The organism is Pseudomonas sp. Pseusp11, from assembly GCF_047304405.1.
In the GTDB taxonomy this organism is placed as follows: Bacteria; Pseudomonadota; Gammaproteobacteria; order Pseudomonadales; family Pseudomonadaceae; genus Aquipseudomonas.
This window is the reverse complement of record NZ_JBGLZF010000004.1, coordinates 167632-186190: the sequence shown is the minus strand read 5'-3', so window position 1 is coordinate 186190 and position 18559 is coordinate 167632. Positions and strand designations below refer to the sequence as shown.

General features: G+C 61.5%; 15 protein-coding genes. 11 read left to right on the top strand and 4 right to left on the bottom strand.

Going from position 1 to position 18559, the window contains the following annotated elements; all coding sequences use genetic code 11:
- Window positions 1-2 precede the first annotated feature (2 nt).
- The 6 genes from thiL (at window position 3) to ACCC96_RS04900 (ending at window position 4199) form a co-directional block, all read left to right on the top strand.
- Window positions 3-968 (top strand): thiamine-phosphate kinase, encoded by a 966-nt coding sequence (gene thiL / locus ACCC96_RS04925; RefSeq protein WP_413695129.1) that lies wholly within the window; start codon window positions 3-5, stop codon window positions 966-968.
- The gene (locus tag ACCC96_RS04920) at window positions 965-1468 is read left to right on the top strand and encodes a phosphatidylglycerophosphatase A (protein ID WP_019650862.1); all 504 of its coding nucleotides are present in this window, start codon (window positions 965-967) and stop codon (window positions 1466-1468) included. Before thiL ends, ACCC96_RS04920 begins: the two co-directional genes overlap by 4 nt.
- Window positions 1469-1490: 22 nt before the next feature.
- Entirely contained in the window at window positions 1491-2225 is a 735-nt protein-coding gene (locus ACCC96_RS04915) for a transporter substrate-binding domain-containing protein (RefSeq protein WP_019650863.1), read from the top strand.
- Between the two features lie 140 nt (window positions 2226-2365).
- On the top strand, window positions 2366-2983 hold the full coding sequence (gene ribA, locus ACCC96_RS04910) for a GTP cyclohydrolase II (protein WP_007933624.1): 618 nt from the start codon (window positions 2366-2368) through the stop codon (window positions 2981-2983).
- Entirely contained in the window at window positions 2980-3399 is a 420-nt protein-coding gene (locus tag ACCC96_RS04905; RefSeq protein WP_019581376.1) for a hypothetical protein, read from the top strand. The genes ribA and ACCC96_RS04905 overlap by 4 nt, the downstream gene beginning before the upstream one ends.
- Window positions 3399-4199, top strand: a complete 801-nt coding sequence (locus tag ACCC96_RS04900) for a cobalamin-binding protein (protein WP_413695128.1) — start codon at window positions 3399-3401, stop codon at window positions 4197-4199. Before ACCC96_RS04905 ends, ACCC96_RS04900 begins: the two co-directional genes overlap by 1 nt.
- Before the next feature lie 188 nt (window positions 4200-4387).
- Here ACCC96_RS04900 and dxs read toward each other — a convergent pair whose 3' ends face one another.
- The 4 genes from dxs to ACCC96_RS04880 all read right to left on the bottom strand — a co-directional run bounded on the left by dxs (window position 4388) and on the right by ACCC96_RS04880 (window position 8912).
- Window positions 4388-6286 (bottom strand): 1-deoxy-D-xylulose-5-phosphate synthase, encoded by a 1899-nt coding sequence (gene dxs / locus ACCC96_RS04895; RefSeq protein WP_413695127.1) that lies wholly within the window; start codon window positions 6284-6286, stop codon window positions 4388-4390.
- Window positions 6287-6377: 91 nt separating this feature from the next.
- Entirely contained in the window at window positions 6378-7265 is an 888-nt protein-coding gene (gene ispA / locus ACCC96_RS04890) for a (2E,6E)-farnesyl diphosphate synthase (protein ID WP_413695126.1), read from the bottom strand.
- Complete coding sequence (locus ACCC96_RS04885; protein ID WP_007894317.1) at window positions 7262-7504, bottom strand: exodeoxyribonuclease VII small subunit; 243 nt, start codon at window positions 7502-7504, stop codon at window positions 7262-7264. Before ACCC96_RS04885 ends, ispA begins: the two co-directional genes overlap by 4 nt.
- 262 nt (window positions 7505-7766) lie before the next feature.
- Window positions 7767-8912 (bottom strand): Fic family protein, encoded by a 1146-nt coding sequence (locus ACCC96_RS04880; RefSeq protein WP_413695125.1) that lies wholly within the window; start codon window positions 8910-8912, stop codon window positions 7767-7769.
- A 277-nt stretch (window positions 8913-9189) separates the two neighbouring features.
- On the opposite strand from ACCC96_RS04880, the gene ACCC96_RS04875 reads away from it, so the two are divergent.
- From ACCC96_RS04875 to ACCC96_RS04855, 5 genes are read left to right on the top strand one after another with little or no spacing between them, the layout of a single operon-like run.
- Window positions 9190-9981, top strand: a complete 792-nt coding sequence (locus tag ACCC96_RS04875) for a YfaP family protein (RefSeq protein ID WP_413695124.1) — start codon at window positions 9190-9192, stop codon at window positions 9979-9981.
- Between the two features lie 37 nt (window positions 9982-10018).
- Window positions 10019-11731, top strand: a complete 1713-nt coding sequence (locus ACCC96_RS04870) for a DUF2138 domain-containing protein (protein WP_413695123.1) — start codon at window positions 10019-10021, stop codon at window positions 11729-11731.
- The gene (locus tag ACCC96_RS04865) at window positions 11701-12366 is read left to right on the top strand and encodes a DUF1175 domain-containing protein (RefSeq protein WP_413695122.1); all 666 of its coding nucleotides are present in this window, start codon (window positions 11701-11703) and stop codon (window positions 12364-12366) included. The genes ACCC96_RS04870 and ACCC96_RS04865 overlap by 31 nt, the downstream gene beginning before the upstream one ends.
- Before the next feature lie 11 nt (window positions 12367-12377).
- Window positions 12378-16937, top strand: coding sequence for an alpha-2-macroglobulin family protein (locus ACCC96_RS04860; RefSeq protein ID WP_413695121.1), 4560 nt, complete (start codon window positions 12378-12380; stop codon window positions 16935-16937).
- A 1-nt stretch (window position 16938) separates the two neighbouring features.
- Window positions 16939-18558 carry a DUF2300 domain-containing protein gene (locus tag ACCC96_RS04855; RefSeq protein ID WP_413695120.1) on the top strand — a complete coding sequence of 540 codons (1620 nt, stop codon included), beginning with the start codon at window positions 16939-16941 and terminating at the stop codon, window positions 18556-18558.
- Window position 18559 lies beyond the last annotated feature (1 nt).

Genomic DNA, 18559 nt, shown 5'->3' with positions numbered 1-18559 from the left:
CCATGGGCGAGTTTGAGCTGATCCGCAATTTCTTCGCCGCCGCGCCTTGTGCGCAGGGCGGCGAAGGCGTTGCCCTCGGGATCGGCGACGACTGCGCCTTGCTGGCTGTTCCTCCCGGGGAGCAGTTGGCGATTTCCACCGATACCCTGGTGGCCGGTGTGCATTTCGCTGACCCCTGCGATCCGTTTCTGCTCGGCCAGCGCTCGCTGGCCGTGGCCGTCAGTGACCTGGCCGCCATGGGCGCCACCCCCGTTGCCTTTACCCTTGCCTTGACCTTGCCGACCGGGACTTCCGATTGGCTGGAAGCATTCGCCCGTGGATTGAACCTCATGGCGCAGAATTGCCGTGTGGCACTGGTGGGCGGCGATACCACTCGCGGGCCGTTGAGCCTGACCATGACCGTGTTCGGCCGGGTGCCGACCGGTCTGGCGCTGACCCGCAGTGGCGCACAGCCGGGCGATTTACTCTGTGTGGGCGGTGAACTGGGTAACGGCGCGGGCGCATTGCCGCTGGTGCTCGGCCAGCGGACAGCGGACGCGGCCATCGCCGAGCCATTGCTGGCCCATTACTGGTCGCCGCAACCGCAACTGGCGTTGGGCCAGGCGTTGCGCGGCAGGGCCACGGCGGCGCTGGACATCTCCGATGGCTTGCTCGCCGACTGCGGGCATATTGCCCTGGCGTCGAAAGTCGGGATTGAGGTAGAGCGCAGCAGGCTACCGTTGTCGAAGGCACTGCAGGCTTTCCTCGGTCAATCCGGCGCTGAGCAGGCTGCCCTGAGTGGCGGTGACGATTACGTGCTGGCCTTCACCTTGCCGCCTGCCGAGTTGCCATCGTTACTGGCGGACGGCTGGCCGATCCATGTGCTCGGGCAGGTGGTTGCAGGGCAGGGCGTGATTCTGCTGGACGCCGACGGACACGACATCACCCCGCCAATCCGGGGTTATCAACATTTTCGGGAGACACCGTGACAGATCATCCCAAACAGGTTCCGTCGGAGTTCGTACCGCCGTCGGTCTGGCGCAATCCGTGGCATTTTCTGGCGTTCGGCTTCGGCTCGGGCACCCTGCCAAAAGCGCCGGGCACCTGGGGTTCGTTGGTGGCGCTGCCCTTTATTCCGTTGTGGCAGATGCTGCCTGACTGGGGCTACTGGCTGATGCTCGGCATCACCATGCTGTTCGGCTTCTGGCTGTGCGGCAAGGTCGCCGACGATTTGCGCGTGCACGACCATGAAGGCATCGTCTGGGACGAAATGGTCGGGATGTGGATCACCCTGTGGCTGGTGCCGCAAGGTTGGTATTGGTTGCTGGCGGGGTTCCTGATGTTCCGCTTCTTCGACATCCTCAAGCCGTGGCCGATTCGCTGGATCGACCGGCATGTGCACGGTGGCGTCGGCATCATGCTCGACGACGTGCTGGCCGGGGTGTTTGCGTGGTTGGCGATGCAAGGGCTGGTGTGGTTCTTCGCCTGAAGAATACAGCCGAGGATAAAAGATGGCTCGCTGGTTGATGGTGATGGTTTTCGCGACGTTTTGCTCCTTCGCCCAGGCGGGGGATGCGCCGACGACGCCGTCCGTGATTCACCTGGCCAGCGAAGCGTGGGAAGACTTTACCGCCGCCGATGGCCGTGGTTTGGGCTGGGACGTGTTGCGCGAAGTGTTCGAGCCTGCGGGCGTCAAACTGGATATTCGAATCGAACCTTATACACGCGCCACGGGCCTGGCACAGCGTGGCGAAGTGGACGCGTGTGTCGGTGCCTATCGGGATGAAGTCAGTGACGTGCTCTATCCGCGCTGGAGTTTCGATACCGATCCGATCTATGCATTGGGCCTGGCCACCAATCCGGCGCCGACCGCGGAAAATCTGGGCAATTACCGTTTGGCCTGGGTACGCGGCTACAAGTACCAGGCTTACCTGCCCAATGTGCAGCGCTATAACGAAGTCGCGCGGCGTACCGGGATTCTGCCGATGCTGATCCACAACCACGTCGACTACTACATTGACGCGCTGGACGAGGTTAACTCTATCGTCAGCCGAGCCAAGGATCCGTCGCAGTTTCGCCGCACGCATATCGCAGATCTGCCGCTTTACCTGTGCTTTGCCGATACTCCTCGGGCACGGCAATTGATGGCATTGTTCGATCAGCGCATGGACCTGCTGGTAAAAAGCGGCCGGTTGAAACCGATTTTCGAACGCTGGAAGCAACCCTATCCGTTCGGCTCGAAATGAAAGCGTTCTATGTGGGAGCGGGGCAGATATCGAACTTTTTGATCGTTATGGCCGATAATTCAGCCTAAGCGTCTGTAGGAACGTGCTGTTACAATGCCGCCTCTGCGAATCTTCAGTACTTATAGATCAGGAGCACACCGGTGCCTGTCGTTTTTGTCGCCGCTTCCAAGCTGCCAACGCCTTTTGCGCAATTCACCATGCACGGCTTTCTCGATGAAGAGAACGGGCGCGAGCACGTGGTGCTGAGCCTGGGTGAGATCGCCGACGGTGCGCCGGTACTCGGCCGGTTGCACTCCGAATGCCTGACCGGCGATGCCTTGTTCAGCCAGCGTTGCGACTGCGGTTCGCAACTCGAGGCGGCGTTGCAGGCGATTGCCCGTGAAGGCCGTGGCGTGTTGCTCTACTTGCGTCAGGAAGGTCGCGGCATTGGCCTGCTGAACAAGATCCGCGCCTATGAATTGCAGGATGGTGGCGCCGATACCGTTGAAGCCAACGAACGCCTGGGCTTCGCCGCCGACCAGCGCGACTACGCCATGTGCCTGCCGATGCTGGAGCACCTGGGCGTGAAGTCCCTGCGTCTGATGACCAACAACCCACGCAAGGTCAAAGCCTTGACCGACATGGGCATCGTGGTTGCCGAGCGCGTGCCGTTGCACACCGGGCACAACCCGCACAACAAACTCTACCTGGCCACCAAGGCCAGCAAGCTCGACCACATGATGGGCAACGAGCATCAGGGCGAGGTAGACCGGGCGTGACCCGCGGTCAGGTACGGCGACGACTGGCCGTCAACTGGTGGCAATATCTGGCGTTGGCCTTGCTGCCGCTGTTCGTGGTCAATGGCTTATTCGGCCAAAGCGAGGCGATTCTGCCGGTGCTGGCCATGCCGTTTTTCATTGCCGGTGTGGCGTCGATGTTTGTCAGCCTGAAGTTTTTTGGCGGTTACAAACATGCGCTGATCGCGACCCAAAAAGCCCTCGATACCCCTGAAGAACCCGCCGCCTGGATCGCCCTGGCCGCGAAACGCCGTGCTGCGTTTCTGGTCGCCGGCCTGCCCGCCTGGATCGGCGCACTGGCAGTCTTCGTTGGTCTGGAAGCCGTGCCGCTGATGCTGCTGGCGTTGTCGACGGCGGTGCTGTTCTACCTCTACCGTATCCCGCGTCAACTCGGTTGATGCGCTGCGTCTGGCTGGCAGTCCTGTTGCTGGCCACCGGTGGTCCGGCGGCTGCGGCCGAGCGGGTTGTCAGCCTGGCACCGTCGCTTTCCGAAATCGTGATTGAACTGAATTCGGCTGACCTGCTGGTCGGAGTGCTGGATGCCGGTGAGCGTCCGGCCGAGCTCAAAGACATTCCTTCGGTGGGCCGCTACGGTCAGTTGGATATCGAACGGTTGCTCAGCCTCAAACCCGATTTACTGCTGCTCTGGCCGGGCAGTGTAGGGCCGGCTCAGCGTGAACAGCTCAAGCGGCTGAACATTCCCACCTATGTCGCCGAGCCGCATGACCTCGAGCAACTCACTGCGCAGGTTGAGGCGATAGCCACGCAACTCGGGCGAGCGGAGCGGGGCGTTGCATTGGCCAAAAAACTGCGTTCGCGACTCGACTCCCTGCGCCAGCGCTATCGAAGGGACGAGCCGCTGCGGGTGTTTTATCAAGTCTGGGATCGGCCGCTGTACACCGTGGGCGGCGGACAGATCATCAGCGATGCGCTGCAGGTTTGCGGGGCAAGCAATGTGTTTGCCGACCTGCCACAGCCTGCGCCGCAGGTCAGTGTGGAGGCCGTGTTGCAGCGCAACCCCGAGGTGATTCTGGCCAGCGATCAGGCGCAGCTCGATGCGTGGAAGGCCTGGCCCCAGGTGACGGCGGTGGCGCAGGGGCAATTGCTGCTGGTAGCGGATAAAGGCCTGGAACGGCCGAGTGGGCAGATGATCGAAGCGACGGCCAAGCTCTGTCAGTTGATCGCACCCGACCGTTAAGACCGAGGCGCGAAAGGGCCTGCTCAAACACTACAGACGTCAGATCAAAACGACGAGTTCAGATACGACGTAACCCCTGTAGGAGCTGCCGAAGGCTGCGATCTTTTGATTTTGTTTTTCAGATATGGAGCCGCCGAAGATCAGGATCAAAAGATCGCAGCCTTCGGCAGCTCCTACGGGGGGCGGGTTTAGATGTTCAGCAATTGCAGGCGCTGACGCACCGCCTCTTCGATCCCGGCTTCATCCAGCCCGCATTCGGCGAGCATTTGCGCAGGCTTGGCGTGTTCGACGTAGATGTCTGGCAAGCCCAGGTGCAGCACCGACTTGAGGATGTTCTCGCGGGCGAGGAACTCGCTGACCGCGCCACCGGCACCGCCCATGATCGCGTTCTCTTCGACGGTCACCAGCAATTGGTGACTGCCGGCGATTTCGCGAACCAGTGCTTCGTCGAGCGGTTTGACGAAACGCATGTCGACGACCGTCGCATCCAGCTTCTCGGCGACTTTCAGTGCCTCGGCCAGTTGCACGCCGAACACCAGCAGGGCGACTGTGCTGCCCCGGCGACGAACCACGCCCTTGCCGATTTCAATCGGTTCGAGGTCTTTCGCGATCGGTGCATTCGGGCCGGTGCCACGCGGGTAACGCACCGCCGCCGGGCCGTTGTACAGGTGGCCGGTGCTGAGCATTTTGCGCAGTTCGTTTTCGTCGCTCGGGGTCATCACCAGCATGCCGGGGATGCAACGCAGGAACGACAGGTCGAAGCTGCCCGCGTGCGTCGGGCCGTCTTCGCCCACCAGACCGGCGCGGTCGATGGCGAACAGTACGTCGAGGTTTTGTACCGCGACGTCATGAATCAGCTGGTCGTAACCGCGTTGCAGGAAGGTCGAATAGATCGCCACCACCGGTTTGGCGCCTTCACAGGCCATGCCGGCTGCCAGGGTCACGGCGTGTTGCTCGGCAATCGCCACGTCGAAATAGCGCGTCGGGAAGCGTTCACTGAAGGCCACCAGGTCGGAGCCTTCCTTCATCGCCGGGGTAATCCCGACCAGACGCGGATCGGCCGCCGCCATGTCGCACAGCCACTCACCGAACACACCGGAATATTTCGGCCCGCTGGCTTTTTTCGGCGCGGCGGCCGGAGCGTCCAGCGGTTCGAGTTTGGTGATGGCGTGGTAACCGATCGGGTCGACTTCCGCCGGGGCGAAGCCTTTGCCTTTCTTGGTGACCACGTGCAGGAATTGCGGGCCTTTCAGATCGCGCATGTTGCGCAGGGTGGCGATCAGGGTCGGCAGGTCGTGGCCATCGATCGGGCCGATGTAGTTCCAGCCCAGCTCTTCGAACAGCGTGCCAGGGACCAGCATACCTTTGGCGTATTCTTCGGTGCGACGGGCGATTTCCCAGGCGCCGGGCAGGCGCGACAGGACCTTTTTGCTGCCTTCGCGCATGCTCGCGTAAGTGCGGCTGGAAAGGATTTTCGCCAGATAGTTCGACAGCCCGCCGACGTTGCGCGAGATCGACATGTCGTTGTCGTTGAGGATCACCAGCATGTTGGCGTCCACTTCCGGCGCGTGGTTCAGCGCCTCGAAAGCCATGCCGGCGGTCAGTGCGCCGTCGCCGATCACCGCGATCGCCTTGCGATCGCTGTGTTGCAGGCGGGCGGCAATCGCCATGCCCAGCGCTGCGCTGATCGAGGTGCTGGAGTGGCCGACGCCAAAGGTGTCGTACTCGCTCTCGGAGCGACGCGGGAAGGCGGCGATGCCGTCCTTCTGGCGCAGGGTGCTCATGCGCCCGCGACGACCGGTGAGGATTTTGTGCGGATAAGCCTGATGACCCACGTCCCACACCAGCCGGTCATCCGGGGTGTCGAAAACGTAGTGCAACGCGATGGTCAGCTCGATCACGCCCAGGCCGGCACCGAAATGCCCACCGGTCTGGCCGACCGTGTAGAGCAATTCCAGGCGCAACTCATCAGCCAGGGTTTCCAGCTCGGCTTCGCCTAACCGGCGCAGGCCGTCCGGCGTGTTGGCACGGTCGAGCAGGGGCGTGGTCGGGCGCTTACGGGGAATCTCATGAAACGTCGTGGGCATCAGGCGAATCGTTATAGGTATAAAAGATGCGGCAGTTTACCTGATGCATCGCCCCCTGCCCACGCGTTGGTCTTTTTTGGCGGATACGCCGTCAGTTGCGGCGGTCAACGATATACCGGGCCAGATCACGCAAGGGCTCAGCTGCCGCGTCAAACGGTCGCAGCGCGTGCAGGGCCTGGTCGCGCAGTTCCAGAGCGTAGGCCTTGGCCGCGTCGAGACCGAGCAGCGCCGGGTAGGTCGGCTTGTCCCGGGCGATGTCGGCGCCTTGGCGTTTACCGAGGGTGGCGGTGTCACTTTCGACGTCGAGAATGTCGTCCTGGACCTGAAATGCCAGGCCGATGGCCTGTGCATAACTCTGCAGCGACTTCAGTTCGTCCTTCTCGGCACGGCCACTGGCCAGGGCGCCGAGTTTGACACTGACTTCGATCAGCGCGCCGGTCTTGTGCCGATGCATGTATTCAAGGGCTTTTTGATCGAGCTTGAGACCCACCGAGCCAAGATCGATGGCTTGTCCGCCGACCATGCCCGCCGGGCCTGCCGCCAGCGCCAGGGCGCTGACCATCTGTAGACGGGTTTCGGCATCCGACGCACTCAGGCGCGGGTCTAGCAGGGCGCTGAAGGCCAGGCTCTGTAAACCGTCGCCGGCGAGAATCGCGCAGGCTTCGTCGAATTTCTTGTGGGTGGTCGGCTGGCCGCGACGCAGGTCGTCATCGTCCATGGCCGGCAAATCGTCGTGCACCAGCGAATAGGCATGGATCAGCTCAACCGCGCAGGCTGCGCCGTTGGCTTGCTCGGCCTTGCCGCCCAGCGCTTCACACGCGGCATAGGCCAGCAGCGGACGTACACGCTTGCCGCCATTCATCACGCTGTAGCGCATGGCTTCATAGAGGCGGGCGAGCTCAGGGCTCGGCGGGTTGAACAGGGTTTCCAGTGCTGCATTGACGCGGGCCTGGCTGGCTGCCGAATACGCTGCAATCATTCTGGCTGATCCGCGTCGAAGGGTTCCTCGGCCAACTCGCCGTCACGCTCGAGCAGCACTTGAACCTTCTGCTCGGCCTGGGCCAGCGCCGCCTGGCAATCGCGGGTCAGCCCGATGCCCTGCTCGAAAGCGGTCAGCGAGTCTTCCAGCGACAATTCGCCGTTCTCCAGGCGCTCCACCAGCGTTTGCAGGTCAGCGAGGGATTGTTCGAAATCCAGTGCAGCTTTTTTGCGGGCCATGGCGGCTATTTCCGGTTGACGTTAAACCGGCGCGACACTAGCAGACATGGGGGGTATGGGCAAATGAGCTGGGCCATTTGGAGCAGCAGTTCCGGGGTGACAACACACCTTGTGGCGAGGGGGCTTGCCCCCGTTGGGGCGCACAGCGGCCCTCTAATCCAGGCGCCGCGATACATCAGACATACCGCATTCAGCAATTTGCGACTGCTTCGCAGCCGAACGGGGGCAAGCCCCCTCGCCACAGTAGTGGTGTTGATCACGATTAATTCGTTGAGTTATCCGGATAGCTGACTTGATAGCGAGTGCTGCGCCCGCCACCGGGCAGGCGTTTCAGGCAGCCCTTCTCCAGCAGTTCGGTCAGATGACGGGTCGCGGTGGCTTTGGAAACCTTTGCCACTGCCTGGTATTGAGCTGCGCTGATTCCCTCCTCGAAACCACGCTCTCCGCCATCGAGTAAACGATTCAATACTTTGATCTGCTCAACTGACAGCTCAGACTCCCGATGTGCCTGCCAGAAGCGCGATTTGGCCAGCACCGACTCGATGCGGTTCATGGCTTGCTGCAAACTACGCAGGAGAGTTTGTAGAAACCATTCCAGCCATTGTGTGATGTCCAGCGTGGCTTTCTGGCTGGTTTCCAGCACTCGGTAATAGCCTGAACGATCCTCCAGGATGCTCGCCGACATGGCATAGAAGCGGATAGCCTGAGCCTCGCTCTGGGCCAGCGCCAGGTCGGTGATGGTTCGCGTGAGACGGCCATTGCCATCGTCGAAGGGGTGCAAAGTGACGAACCAGAAGTGCGCGATACCGGCCCGCAACAATGGATCGAGGCCGGCTTGATTTCGGCTGACTTCAAACCATTTGAGGAATGTGTCCAGTTGCTGCTCAAGGCCTTGGCGAGGCGGCGCTTCGAAGTGAACGGTTGGCCTGTCGAGTCGCCCCGAAACCACTTGCATGGGCTCATCGCCGCGTAACGCGCCAACGTGGATTGGCCGGGCGGCGAAGTCTGTATCCTGACCAGGAAACACCCATTTATGCCAATCCAGTAGTCGCTCAAGCGTCAGTGCTTCAGCAAAATGCTGCGTAGCGTCGAGCATTAGTTGCGCCAGCCCCTCACTGCGTTGGCTCACCTTATCGCCGTCGACCAGATTTAAACCTAACCGTCGTGCCAGTGAAGAGCGCACGGAACCAACATTGAGCTGTTCACCCTCGATAGCCGAAGACGTCACGATATTCTGCAATAACGCATCCAGTTCGTTCTGCGCGCTTAGTGAGCTACCCACGGAACTGGCCATGCCCATCAACCGACCTTGTGCCTGCACACACTCGCGTAATAACGGTGTCAGGCGCTCGGCTTGCCAGTTGAAATTTGGCCAATCAGGCCGTTGCCAGATCCAGAGAGGTGCCATGAACTCGGGTGCTCCAAGGTGAATGAGCCGAATAATAGTCTTATTCGGCTCACTTTATGAGCCGAATAAGACCGCTATTCGGCTCACGTCCAACAAACACCGTGATTCTCACCGCAAATATAGATGTATCCGATTGTTAAAAAACTGCCGAATGGCTAATCTTCGCGCCTTCAACGACCCTATATTCAGGGTCATTCTGACGAAACACAGTTTTTTTGATCTGTAACGCGCCGAGGATCAGGCGCAGGGTTTCGTTATGCATGGCAGGAGGCGTCACATGCGTTGGGTTCTTTCACTGCTGATTACGCTGGTTTGCGCTCAAATTGCGCGGGCCGAGCCCACGGCCGAGCTATCGGAACCGGTGGGCGGCTGGCGCTATCACGGCTTGCTGGACCGCAGTGAAAACCCTCGCGTCGCCTATCCCACACCGCCCATCGACCGGGGTGTGCAGCGCAATCGCACAATGATCGAAGGCCAGCTCAAGGCCCTCGGCACGCTCCGTCCGCCCCACAGCCTGGCGGTCAACGGCAATCCCCTGAATCTGTACACCGACGATCAAGGGCGTTTTGCCCGCCCGTATGCGTTCGGCGCCGGTTCCAACAGCGTCGAAGTGCGCAGTTCCGAGGGCAAGTCGCTCAAGCGCGTTCAATTCTATGAAGCCAACAACCTGCGCACCCCGGCGCGGATTCGCGTGGTGCTGGGCTGGGACGATCCCAAGGCCGAACTCGACCTGCACATCATTACCCCCGACGGCCAGCACGCGTTCTGGGCCAGTCCGGCGATGAGCAACGGTGGTGGGCTGGACCCGGACGGTGTCGATGGCCCCGGCCCGGAAATGTTCACCATGACCGCGCCGATGCACGGCACCTATCTGGTTTACGTGAACTATTGGGGCAACTACGGCAGCGGCGGCTATAACTTCGATGAGAACAGCAACCAGAACGAGGTGATCACCTCGCAAATCAATCTGGTGCTCAATGAAAACACCGTCGACGAAAAACGCGAGACGTTCATCGTGCCCTTGCGGGCAATCGGCGACCTGCTGCTGGTCAAGACTTTCAACTATTAAACATCCCGCACCACGGATGAAATCGGGTTTTGTGAACATGAGCGATAACACTGTGACTCCGGCCGCCGACGTACCAGCAGCCAAAATTCCACGTCGTTGGCCGGCGCTGCTGATCGGGCTGTGCCTGGCGGCAGGCGTAGCGGGCGGGTTAGGCTGGTTCCTGCACAAACCCAAGGCTCCGCCTGCGCAGTTGGCCAGCGACAAACTGGGCATGAGCCGCCCGGACGGTCTGCTCGAAACCCTTTCCCTGAGCCAGTTGCCCAAGGATCTGCTGGCCGTGCCGTTCCTCAAGGAAACCCTGACCGAAGATTTCGTCTTCTATTACGAAGCCCATGCCGATCGACTCGGTTTCATCGGCAGCCTGCGGCGGATCATTTACGAGCATGACCTGAAGTTGCAGGACAGCCTGATCGAGCAGCTCTTCGACCAACCGGCGGATGTGGCGCTGTGGCGTGGGGCGGATGGGCGTCTCAAGGATTTCCTGTTGGTGATGGATCGCGGCGGACTGGCCAAGGTGCTGGAGCCGCTGGCGAAAGTGGCGCTGGATGATTCGCAACTGAGCAAGCTCGGCGAAGTGAAAGTCGGTGCCGACGCCGTCACCCTCTATCAGCTCAACTACAACGCCAGCAAGTCGTTGGTGTTCGCTTCCCATGGCGACAAATTGGTGGTGCTGTCCAATCCGGCCAAACTCTACGACCCGGATAACGGGGCTTTGGAGGAAACCGGCGGCGTTTCGACCAAGGCGATCGCCGCCTTGCTCAACGGCGACAAACTGTTCCCCGAAGCCTTCGGCCTGCCGCCGCGTGCGCCCGAGGTAAAACAACGCCTCTCGGTCAACTCCAGCGTGTTGGCCATGGGTTACCAGCGCTTTATCCCGAACTTCGCCGGCCTGCGTTTCGACATGGACGACAAGGGCTGGCACAGCTTCCTCGCCATGGACGAACTGGACAAGCAGCCGGACTTCGACTTCAAACCAATCTGGCAAGCCATGCCGATGGGCGCCAGCGCTTGCGTGGCCTTGCCACTGGCCGCCGAACAACAGAAACCGCTACTGGTGAAACTCGGCGCCGAAGAGTCCGTGGCTCAGGCCCTGACTGAACACATGGCCGGTGCCGCGGGCCTGTGCTGGTATGCCGATTCGCGGCTGTATACGCCGCTGCTGGTGGCCAGCCTGAATGACGATGACAGCGCCAAACTTGATGGTGACTTGGGCAACCTGTTCGGCTCGATGGTCGGTGCCTACGAAGGCAATGTTGCCGAGCACGCATTCCCGGTGGTCGAGAAACAGGACGGTAAAACCCATCAGTGGCAGCGCCAGGTCAGCTCCAACTTCGGCCCCTATAAGGCCAAGGATGCCGAGCAGCCAGACGCGATCACCGGCAAAGCCTTCATGCGCGTCAGCCTGGCCCGTCACGGCTCGACGCTGCTGTTCTCCCTCGACGACAAACTTGTCGACAAAGCGCTGGGCACCCTCGACAAACGCTTCCCGCCGCTGGCTGACGTGCTGCCGAAAGACCTGCTGATGCCGATCTATTTCGGCCCCGATTCCATGGCGCAACTGATGCAACAGGAAACCCTCGACAGCCTGCCGCAGGACATGGAGCCGGTGTTCTACAACGCCGCGCAAACCTACCTGATCCCGAAACTGCGCACCCTCGGCGGCTACGGCAAATACGCCCTGACCTTGCCCAAAGGCAGCGAGCCCGACGGCCACTGGCAATGGCTGCCGCTGGAGTGGAAAGCCCTGTGACCGCACTCATCCGAGGCCTCGGCTTGCTGGCGTTGCTGCTGGGGACCCGCACATTCGCCAGCGAAGCCGCCGCGCTCGATCCGCAGCAATCCCAGGTGTTCCGCGCCTGGTTCGTGCGTATCGCCCAGGAACAACTGACCCAAGGCCCGAGCCCGCGCTGGTATCAGCAGGATTGCGCCGGGCTGGTGCGCTTTGCCGCCAACGAAGCGCTGAAGGTCCATGACGACAAATGGCTGCGCAGCAATGGCCTGTCCAACCGCTACCTGCCGCCGGAGCTGCAACTGAGTGAAGCCCAACGCGGCCTCGCCCAGCAATGGCAGCAGGGCGGCGGCAAGGTCGGGCCTTACGTCAACGCGATCAAATTGATTCAGTTCAACAGTCATCTGGTCGGCCGCGATCTGGCCCAGGCCCGGCCCGGCGATTTGATGTTTTTCGATCAGGGCGACGACCAGCACCTGATGATCTGGATGGGCCGCTTCATTGCCTATCACACCGGCACCACTACCCCCACCGACAACGGCATGCGCTCCGCAAGCCTGCAGCAACTCATGACATGGAAGGACACCCGATGGATACCCGACGCAGTCAACCCCAACTTCATCGGCGTCTATCGACTGAACTTTCTCTCCCAATGATCGGTGCCCGCATGCTGCGCATTTGCTCAAAACTGCCTCTTTTGCTTGCGTTGGTTCTGCCTCTGTCGGCAGTCAACGCCGAAGACACCGTCGAGCCGAGCGGCTATACGCCGGTGGCCGGTGAAAGCTTTTTCCTGTTGGCCGACAGTAGTTTTGCCAGCGATGAACAGGCGGTGGTACGCCTCGAAGCGCCGGGTCGTGACTATCGCCGGTTCCGCATGGAGCCTTACGGCGGTGCGGACATTCGGGTGTATCGCATCGACAAGCCGCTGGATTTCCTCAAGCGCCAGAAGAACCTGCACCGTGTGGTCAGCGACGGCCAGTTCAAGGGCGAAGGCCTGTCGAACACCCTCGCGTACCTGTGGGACAACTGGTACCGCAAATCCCGTCGGGTGATGCAGCGGGCGTTTTCCTACGAGTCGCGTAAACAAGTCACCGAGGAAGTGCCGGAACTGAAGATGGGCACCGCCATCGCCGCGCCAACGCCCTACGACGCTCAGCCGCAATTCGCGTTGATTCCGGGCCTGCCGGTGGTCAGCCAATTCCGTTATCCGCTGTGGCAAGCCAAACCGATCCAGCCGCCTGAAGGTGTGAAACTGGTTGGTTCTTCCAGTGAGTTCGTCAGCGTCTCGCCGGGCAACGTTTATATCCCGTTGGGCAACCTGAAACCGGGCCTGTACCTGGTGGAAGCGCTGATCGGCAAGTACCGCGCGACCACCATGGTATTCGTCTCCAACACCGTGGCCGTGAGCAAGATTGCCGGTGATGAATTGCTGGTGTGGGCTGCGCGCAAACACGAAGGCAGTTCGGTGCCCAAGGTTAATGTGCTATGGACCGACGGCCTGGGCGTGATGAGCAGTGGCGCGACCGATGCCGATGGTTTGCTGCGCCTGAAACACGTCAGCCCGGAGCGTTCGTTCGTGATCGGCGAGGACGAAGAGGGCGGGGTGTTCGTCTCCGAGAACTTCTACTACGACAGCGAAATCTACGACACCAAACTCTATGCGTTTACCGATCGGCCGCTGTACCGGCCGGGTGATTGGGTGTCGTTGAAAATCGTCGGTCGCGAGTTCAAGAATGCCCGGGATTCCGTGGCGCCGACCGCTGCCGATGTCAATGTGACGGTGCTCGATGCCACCGGCACGGCGCTGCAATCGTTGGCGTTGAAGCTCGATTCCAAGGCCGGCACCCAGGGCCGTTTCCAGTTGCCGGACAATGCGGTGGCAGGCGGTTATGAGCTGCGTTTCAGCTACAAGGATCAGGCCTACAGCAGTGCCTTCCGCGTGGCTGAGTACATCAAGCCGCACTTCGAGATATCCCTGAACCTGGCCAAGCAGGATTACCGCACCGGCGAACCGGTCAAGGGCAGCCTGGTGTTGTTGTACCCGGACGGTAAACCGGTGGCCGACGCCAAGGTGAGCCTGAGCCTGCGCGCCCAACAACTGTCGATGGTCGATAACGAACTGCAATACCTGGGGCAATTCCCGGTGGAGCTGACCAGCGCCGAACTGACCACCGACGCCAAGGGCAACGCGACGCTTGACCTGCCCGCCGCCGAGAAACCGAGCCGCTACATGCTCACCGTGTTCGCCAGTGATGGCGCGGCGTACCGGGTCAAGACCACCAAGGAAATCCTCATCGACCGTGGTGCCGCCAGTTTCCGCCTGAGCGCGCCGCAACGGTTCAGCGCGGTGGGCGACAAGGTTGCCTTCAGCTATGCCAACGAAGGTGGCAGCGAGCAGAGCAAAGCGGTCAACCCGAGCAGCTACAGCTGGGTGCGACTCGAAGACCAGACCACTGGCGAAGGAAAACTCGCCGCCAAAGACAAAGGCTTCACCTTGGCCTTCGACCGTCCGGGTACTTACAACCTGACGCTGAAAGATGATCATGGCCGCGTGCTTGGTGCGACCGGTCATTCGGTCACGGGTGATGGCGTCAAAGCCGTGCCCGGCACCGTGGAAATCGTCCTCGACAAACCCGAGTACAAGGCCGGTGACGAAGCCCTCGCGTTGATCACTTTCCCCGAGCCGGTCAGCGATGCGTTGTTGTCGCTCGAGCGCGACAAGGTCGAGGCCACGGCGTTGCTGTCCAAGGGCGCCGACTGGCTGAAGATGGAAAAACTCAGCGACACCCAATACCGCGCGCGCATCGCGGTGAAGGACAACTTCGCGCCGAACCTGACGTTCTCCGTGCTCTATACCAAGGGCGGTCAGTACAGCTTCCAGAACGCCGGTATCAAGGTGGTCGCGCCACAGATCGATGTGGCGATCACTACCGACAAAGAGGCGTATCAGCCCGGCGATACCGTGTCCGTGGACCTCACCACCCAGTTCGCCGGCAAGCCGATTCCGGCTCACCTGACGGTCAGCGTGGTCGACGAAATGATCTACGCGCTGCAGCCGGAAGTGGCGCCGACCATCGACCAGTTCTTCTACCACCCGCGCCGCAACAACGTGCGCACCAGCGCCAGTTTGTCGTTCATCAGCTACGACGTGGCACTGCCGGGCAGCCCGGGTGCGCCGGGCAAAGCCAACCGCAGCGAGCGTGGGGTGAAAGTGCTGGAGCGGCCGCGTCGTGAAGACGTCGACACCGCCGCGTGGCAGCCGGAATTGATCACCGACGCCAACGGCAAAACCCGTTTCACCTTCAAGATGCCGGACTCCTTGACCCGCTGGCGCATCACCGCCCGCGCCATCGCCGATGACGGTCAGGTCGGGCAAAAGAAGCAATTCGTGCGCTCGGAAAAACCGCTGTACCTGAAGTGGAGCGGCCCGACCAAATTCCGCAATGGCGACAAACCGGATCTTGGCGTATTCGCTTTCAGTCAGGCCGAGAAACCGGTCAAGGCTGAGCTGGTGATTCATTACGCGGGTGCCGAGCAACGTGTGCCGGTCACACTGAACAACGGCGTCAACTACGTCCCATTGCCGGCGTTCACATTGGCCAATGGCGATTGGACCGCCGAGCTGGTGCAGGACGGTAAAACCGCTGACGCCTTGGCCGTACGCCTGACCGCGACTGGCGAAGGCTGGCAGGTGACCCAGAGCCAAAGCCTGGATGCGGTCAGCGGCGACACGCCGTTGACCTTGCCGGCGGACGCCACGGATATTCGCCTGCGTCTGGATGACAGCCCGCAAGCAGTGTTCCGCTCGGCCCTCGATGATCTGCTGAGCTATCCGTATGGCGGCGTCGAACAAACCGCCAGCCGTCTGCTGCCGCTGAGCATCGCCTATCCAACGCTGTCGTCGAATCCGCAGATCCGTGATCGCTTGCGTTTGATCATGCAGAACAGCCGCCTGCGTCTGGTGCAAATGGCCGGGCCGTCGGCGAGTTTCACTTGGTGGGGCTATGACGGTGAGCCGGATGCGTTCCTCACCGCTTACGCCTATTACGCCGACTGGCACGCCAGCAAGGCGCTGGAACTGAGCCTGCCGCCGGAGCACTGGCAGCGGGTGCTGGAGGTGTACGCGAAACAGGCGCAGAACACGCCGCTGTTGCAGCGGGCGTTGATTCTGTCGTTTGCCAAACAGATGCAATTGCCGGTGAACACGTTGCTCAGCGGTTTGATCGACGACCTGGTGAAAGCCGGCGAAGGCAATGCGGCGAGCGTGATGGACGATGGCGCAGAGAGCCTGGTGATGAACGATCCGGATTCGGCATTGGGGCTGGCCAGCGCTCGGGTGCTGACCGCGTCTTTGGCGCGTCAGGCCAAGGTCAATCTGCCCCCGGCGTTCAGTCGTCAAGTGGACGCTGCGCAACAACAAGTGGCCGTTAGCGCTCAACCGTTTGTCGAAGCCCTGAACCTGTCGCTGCAAGCCTTCGATCAGGCTCACGCGCAAGCGCTGTTGCAACGCCTGTTGCCACAGCAATCAACCCTGGAACGCGCGTTGGCGCTGACCTGGTTGCAACGCAGCATCGAGCAGGCCTCTCCGACCATCGCATTGGCACCGGGTGAGGGCTGGAAGAAACGTTACAGTGATACCGGTGAGATGTATTGGACGTGGCAGGGCTCTTCGCCAGTGCCGGCGGCATTGTCGCTGAGCGGAACGCAAGAGCGCCCGCTACGCGCCATGTTGAGCTTCCAGACCAAACAACCGGCAATCGATCCGATGGCTGTGACCATCACCCGTCGCCTGTCGCGTCTGGTGCCGGGTGATGAAGCGTTCGAATTCAAACTCGAAGCGGTCGGCACCAAGCCGTTGTCCAGCGATAGCCTGTACCTGGACGAAGTGATCATCACCAGCAAAGCGGCGAAACCGCTGCGCTACGGCATGCTCGAAGTGCCGCTGCCACCGGGTGCGGATGTCGAGCGCACCACGTGGGGCATCAAGCTGATGGGCAAGGCCGGCACCGAGCCGACCGCGCTGGAGAAGGCCCGTTTCGAGCCGGGGCAAATGGCCTATGCGGTGCCAGTGGATGCGCTGAGCGGTGAGTTGCGCCTGCGTCATCTGGTGCGCTTCTCGCAAAAAGGCCAGTTCAACCTGCCGCCGGTGCGTTTCACGCAGGTCTACGCGCCACAGCATCAGGCTCAGGAACAGAAACCGGCACTCGGTCAGGTCACGGTCAACTGACATGACCCGGTGTCTGGTCTGGTGGTTGCTGTGTTTGATTCCTGCGCTGGCGACAGCGCAGGACGAGCCGCTGCGCCTGGGTTTCAAGGGTGAGCTGCTTGCGTTGAGCCAGACTCAGGTGATCTCGCGTGAGCCATTGCCTGATGATTTGCAGACGCCGTTGGGCAGCTTGTGGAAGCTGTTTGTCTACGGCTGGCTGGTGGACACCGGCGCGCGCGAGCCCGCTTATGAATGTCGCGGGCAATCGAAGGAAGAAGTTTATTGCTGCACGGCGAACGGCAAGATCGGGCGCGATCAGGCGTTGGTGAAGTCTTGCGGCTTGTACTTTGAGCCTGCGCGCCTGGGCATTGCCGACGCTGATTGGCGCGCATATTGGCAGGCCAGACAAGCGCCGAAGTGGTTGCTGGATTTGCCGTCGTTGCAACCGCAGACCCGGGTTCCGGTAGCGGAGTTGTTGAAGGTGTTGGCGGTGATGCCGGCGCAGGATCAGGCGCGAAGGGTGTTACTCGATGTGGTGCTCAATGCCGCGGATGGCAATGTCGTGGTTGAACTCGGTGGTCGGTTGCGGGTGAAAACCTGGAGCTGGCTGGGGGATCAGGATCCTTCGTCGCGCCAAGGCGGATTCGCGGGCTGGACGGTAGACGGCACGCCGATCTGGGCCGGTGGGCGTGGCACCAGCCAAATGGTGTTGCGCCATTATGGTCAGTCGCTGGCGACGGTGCTGCCCTCGTCATGGCCAGCCGAGGCAGGGAAGTGCGTTGAGGTCGGTCTGTTCGCGCGTTATCCACTGAAACGCGTGCTGTCGGGGGATCGCGTTGTAGCGCCCGGCCCTTTGCAAGGCGATTACCGCGTCGAGTTCGCCAACGGCAATCAACTCGATATCCACAGCGACGGCGAGTTGTTCTTGCTCAAAGACAAACTCGTCGCCCGCCTCGATCGTGAAGAATACGTCGCCCGCGTCCTGCAGCGCGAAGCCAGGCCTGAACCCGTTGAAGCGGCCAAAGCCCTGGCCGTCGCGATCCGCACCTACCTGCTGCAAAACGCCACTCGCAACGGCGACTGCCTGAGCATCGATGACAGCAGCAGTCGACAGCGCGTCGCGCCACGTCCGGCCGCCACTGAGTCGCGCAATATCGCCGCGTGGACCAGCGATCTGGTTCTCGCCGGCAGCAACGTCACCTATCACTCCGACCAACCGGGGCCGGACAAACTCTCCTGGCAGCAAGCCGTCGAACAAGCCAATGCCGGCCAACGCTACGACGCCATCCTGCTGCATGCCTACCCGCGCGCCAGCCTCAGTCGCTGGGACAACCCCGTCGCCTCCTGCGAAGCGCTGCCCGCCGCGCAAGACTGGCTGCAAAACCAGCGCCGCGGCTGGCGCCAACGACTCGAAAGCGAAGTCGGCTACAACGAAGTCAGCACCTTTGCGGTCTGCCGCCTGGCCTTTGGTCGTCCGTTTGTCGACCGCGAACGCCAGCGCATCTACGTACGCGGCGTGCTGTCGTTGCAAGACCGCCTCGACCTGACCCACGAATACCTGCACCTGGCCTTCGAAGCACACCCCAACGGCCAGGATGAAACCTACATCGAAGGGCTCGCCCGTCACCTCTTGCTGGAATAGG

Excerpts from the sequence above, each read along its gene's own strand:
- ACCC96_RS04855 (WP_413695120.1), top strand. The coding sequence starts at position 16,939 with ATGACCCGGTGTCTGGTCTGGTGGTTGCTGTGTTTGATTCCTGCGCTG.
- thiL (WP_413695129.1), top strand. The coding sequence starts at position 3 with ATGGGCGAGTTTGAGCTGATCCGCAATTTCTTCGCCGCCGCGCCTTGT.
- ispA (WP_413695126.1), bottom strand. The coding sequence starts at position 7,265 with ATGATTGCAGCGTATTCGGCAGCCAGCCAGGCCCGCGTCAATGCAGCA.
- ACCC96_RS04880 (WP_413695125.1), bottom strand. The coding sequence starts at position 8,912 with ATGGCACCTCTCTGGATCTGGCAACGGCCTGATTGGCCAAATTTCAAC.
- ACCC96_RS04865 (WP_413695122.1), top strand. The coding sequence starts at position 11,701 with ATGGCTGCCGCTGGAGTGGAAAGCCCTGTGACCGCACTCATCCGAGGC.
- ACCC96_RS04860 (WP_413695121.1), top strand. The coding sequence starts at position 12,378 with ATGCTGCGCATTTGCTCAAAACTGCCTCTTTTGCTTGCGTTGGTTCTG.
- ACCC96_RS04915 (WP_019650863.1), top strand. The coding sequence starts at position 1,491 with ATGGCTCGCTGGTTGATGGTGATGGTTTTCGCGACGTTTTGCTCCTTC.
- ACCC96_RS04885 (WP_007894317.1), bottom strand. The coding sequence starts at position 7,504 with ATGGCCCGCAAAAAAGCTGCACTGGATTTCGAACAATCCCTCGCTGAC.
- dxs (WP_413695127.1), bottom strand. The coding sequence starts at position 6,286 with ATGCCCACGACGTTTCATGAGATTCCCCGTAAGCGCCCGACCACGCCC.
- ACCC96_RS04870 (WP_413695123.1), top strand. The coding sequence starts at position 10,019 with ATGAGCGATAACACTGTGACTCCGGCCGCCGACGTACCAGCAGCCAAA.
- ACCC96_RS04900 (WP_413695128.1), top strand. The coding sequence starts at position 3,399 with ATGCGCTGCGTCTGGCTGGCAGTCCTGTTGCTGGCCACCGGTGGTCCG.
- ACCC96_RS04875 (WP_413695124.1), top strand. The coding sequence starts at position 9,190 with ATGCGTTGGGTTCTTTCACTGCTGATTACGCTGGTTTGCGCTCAAATT.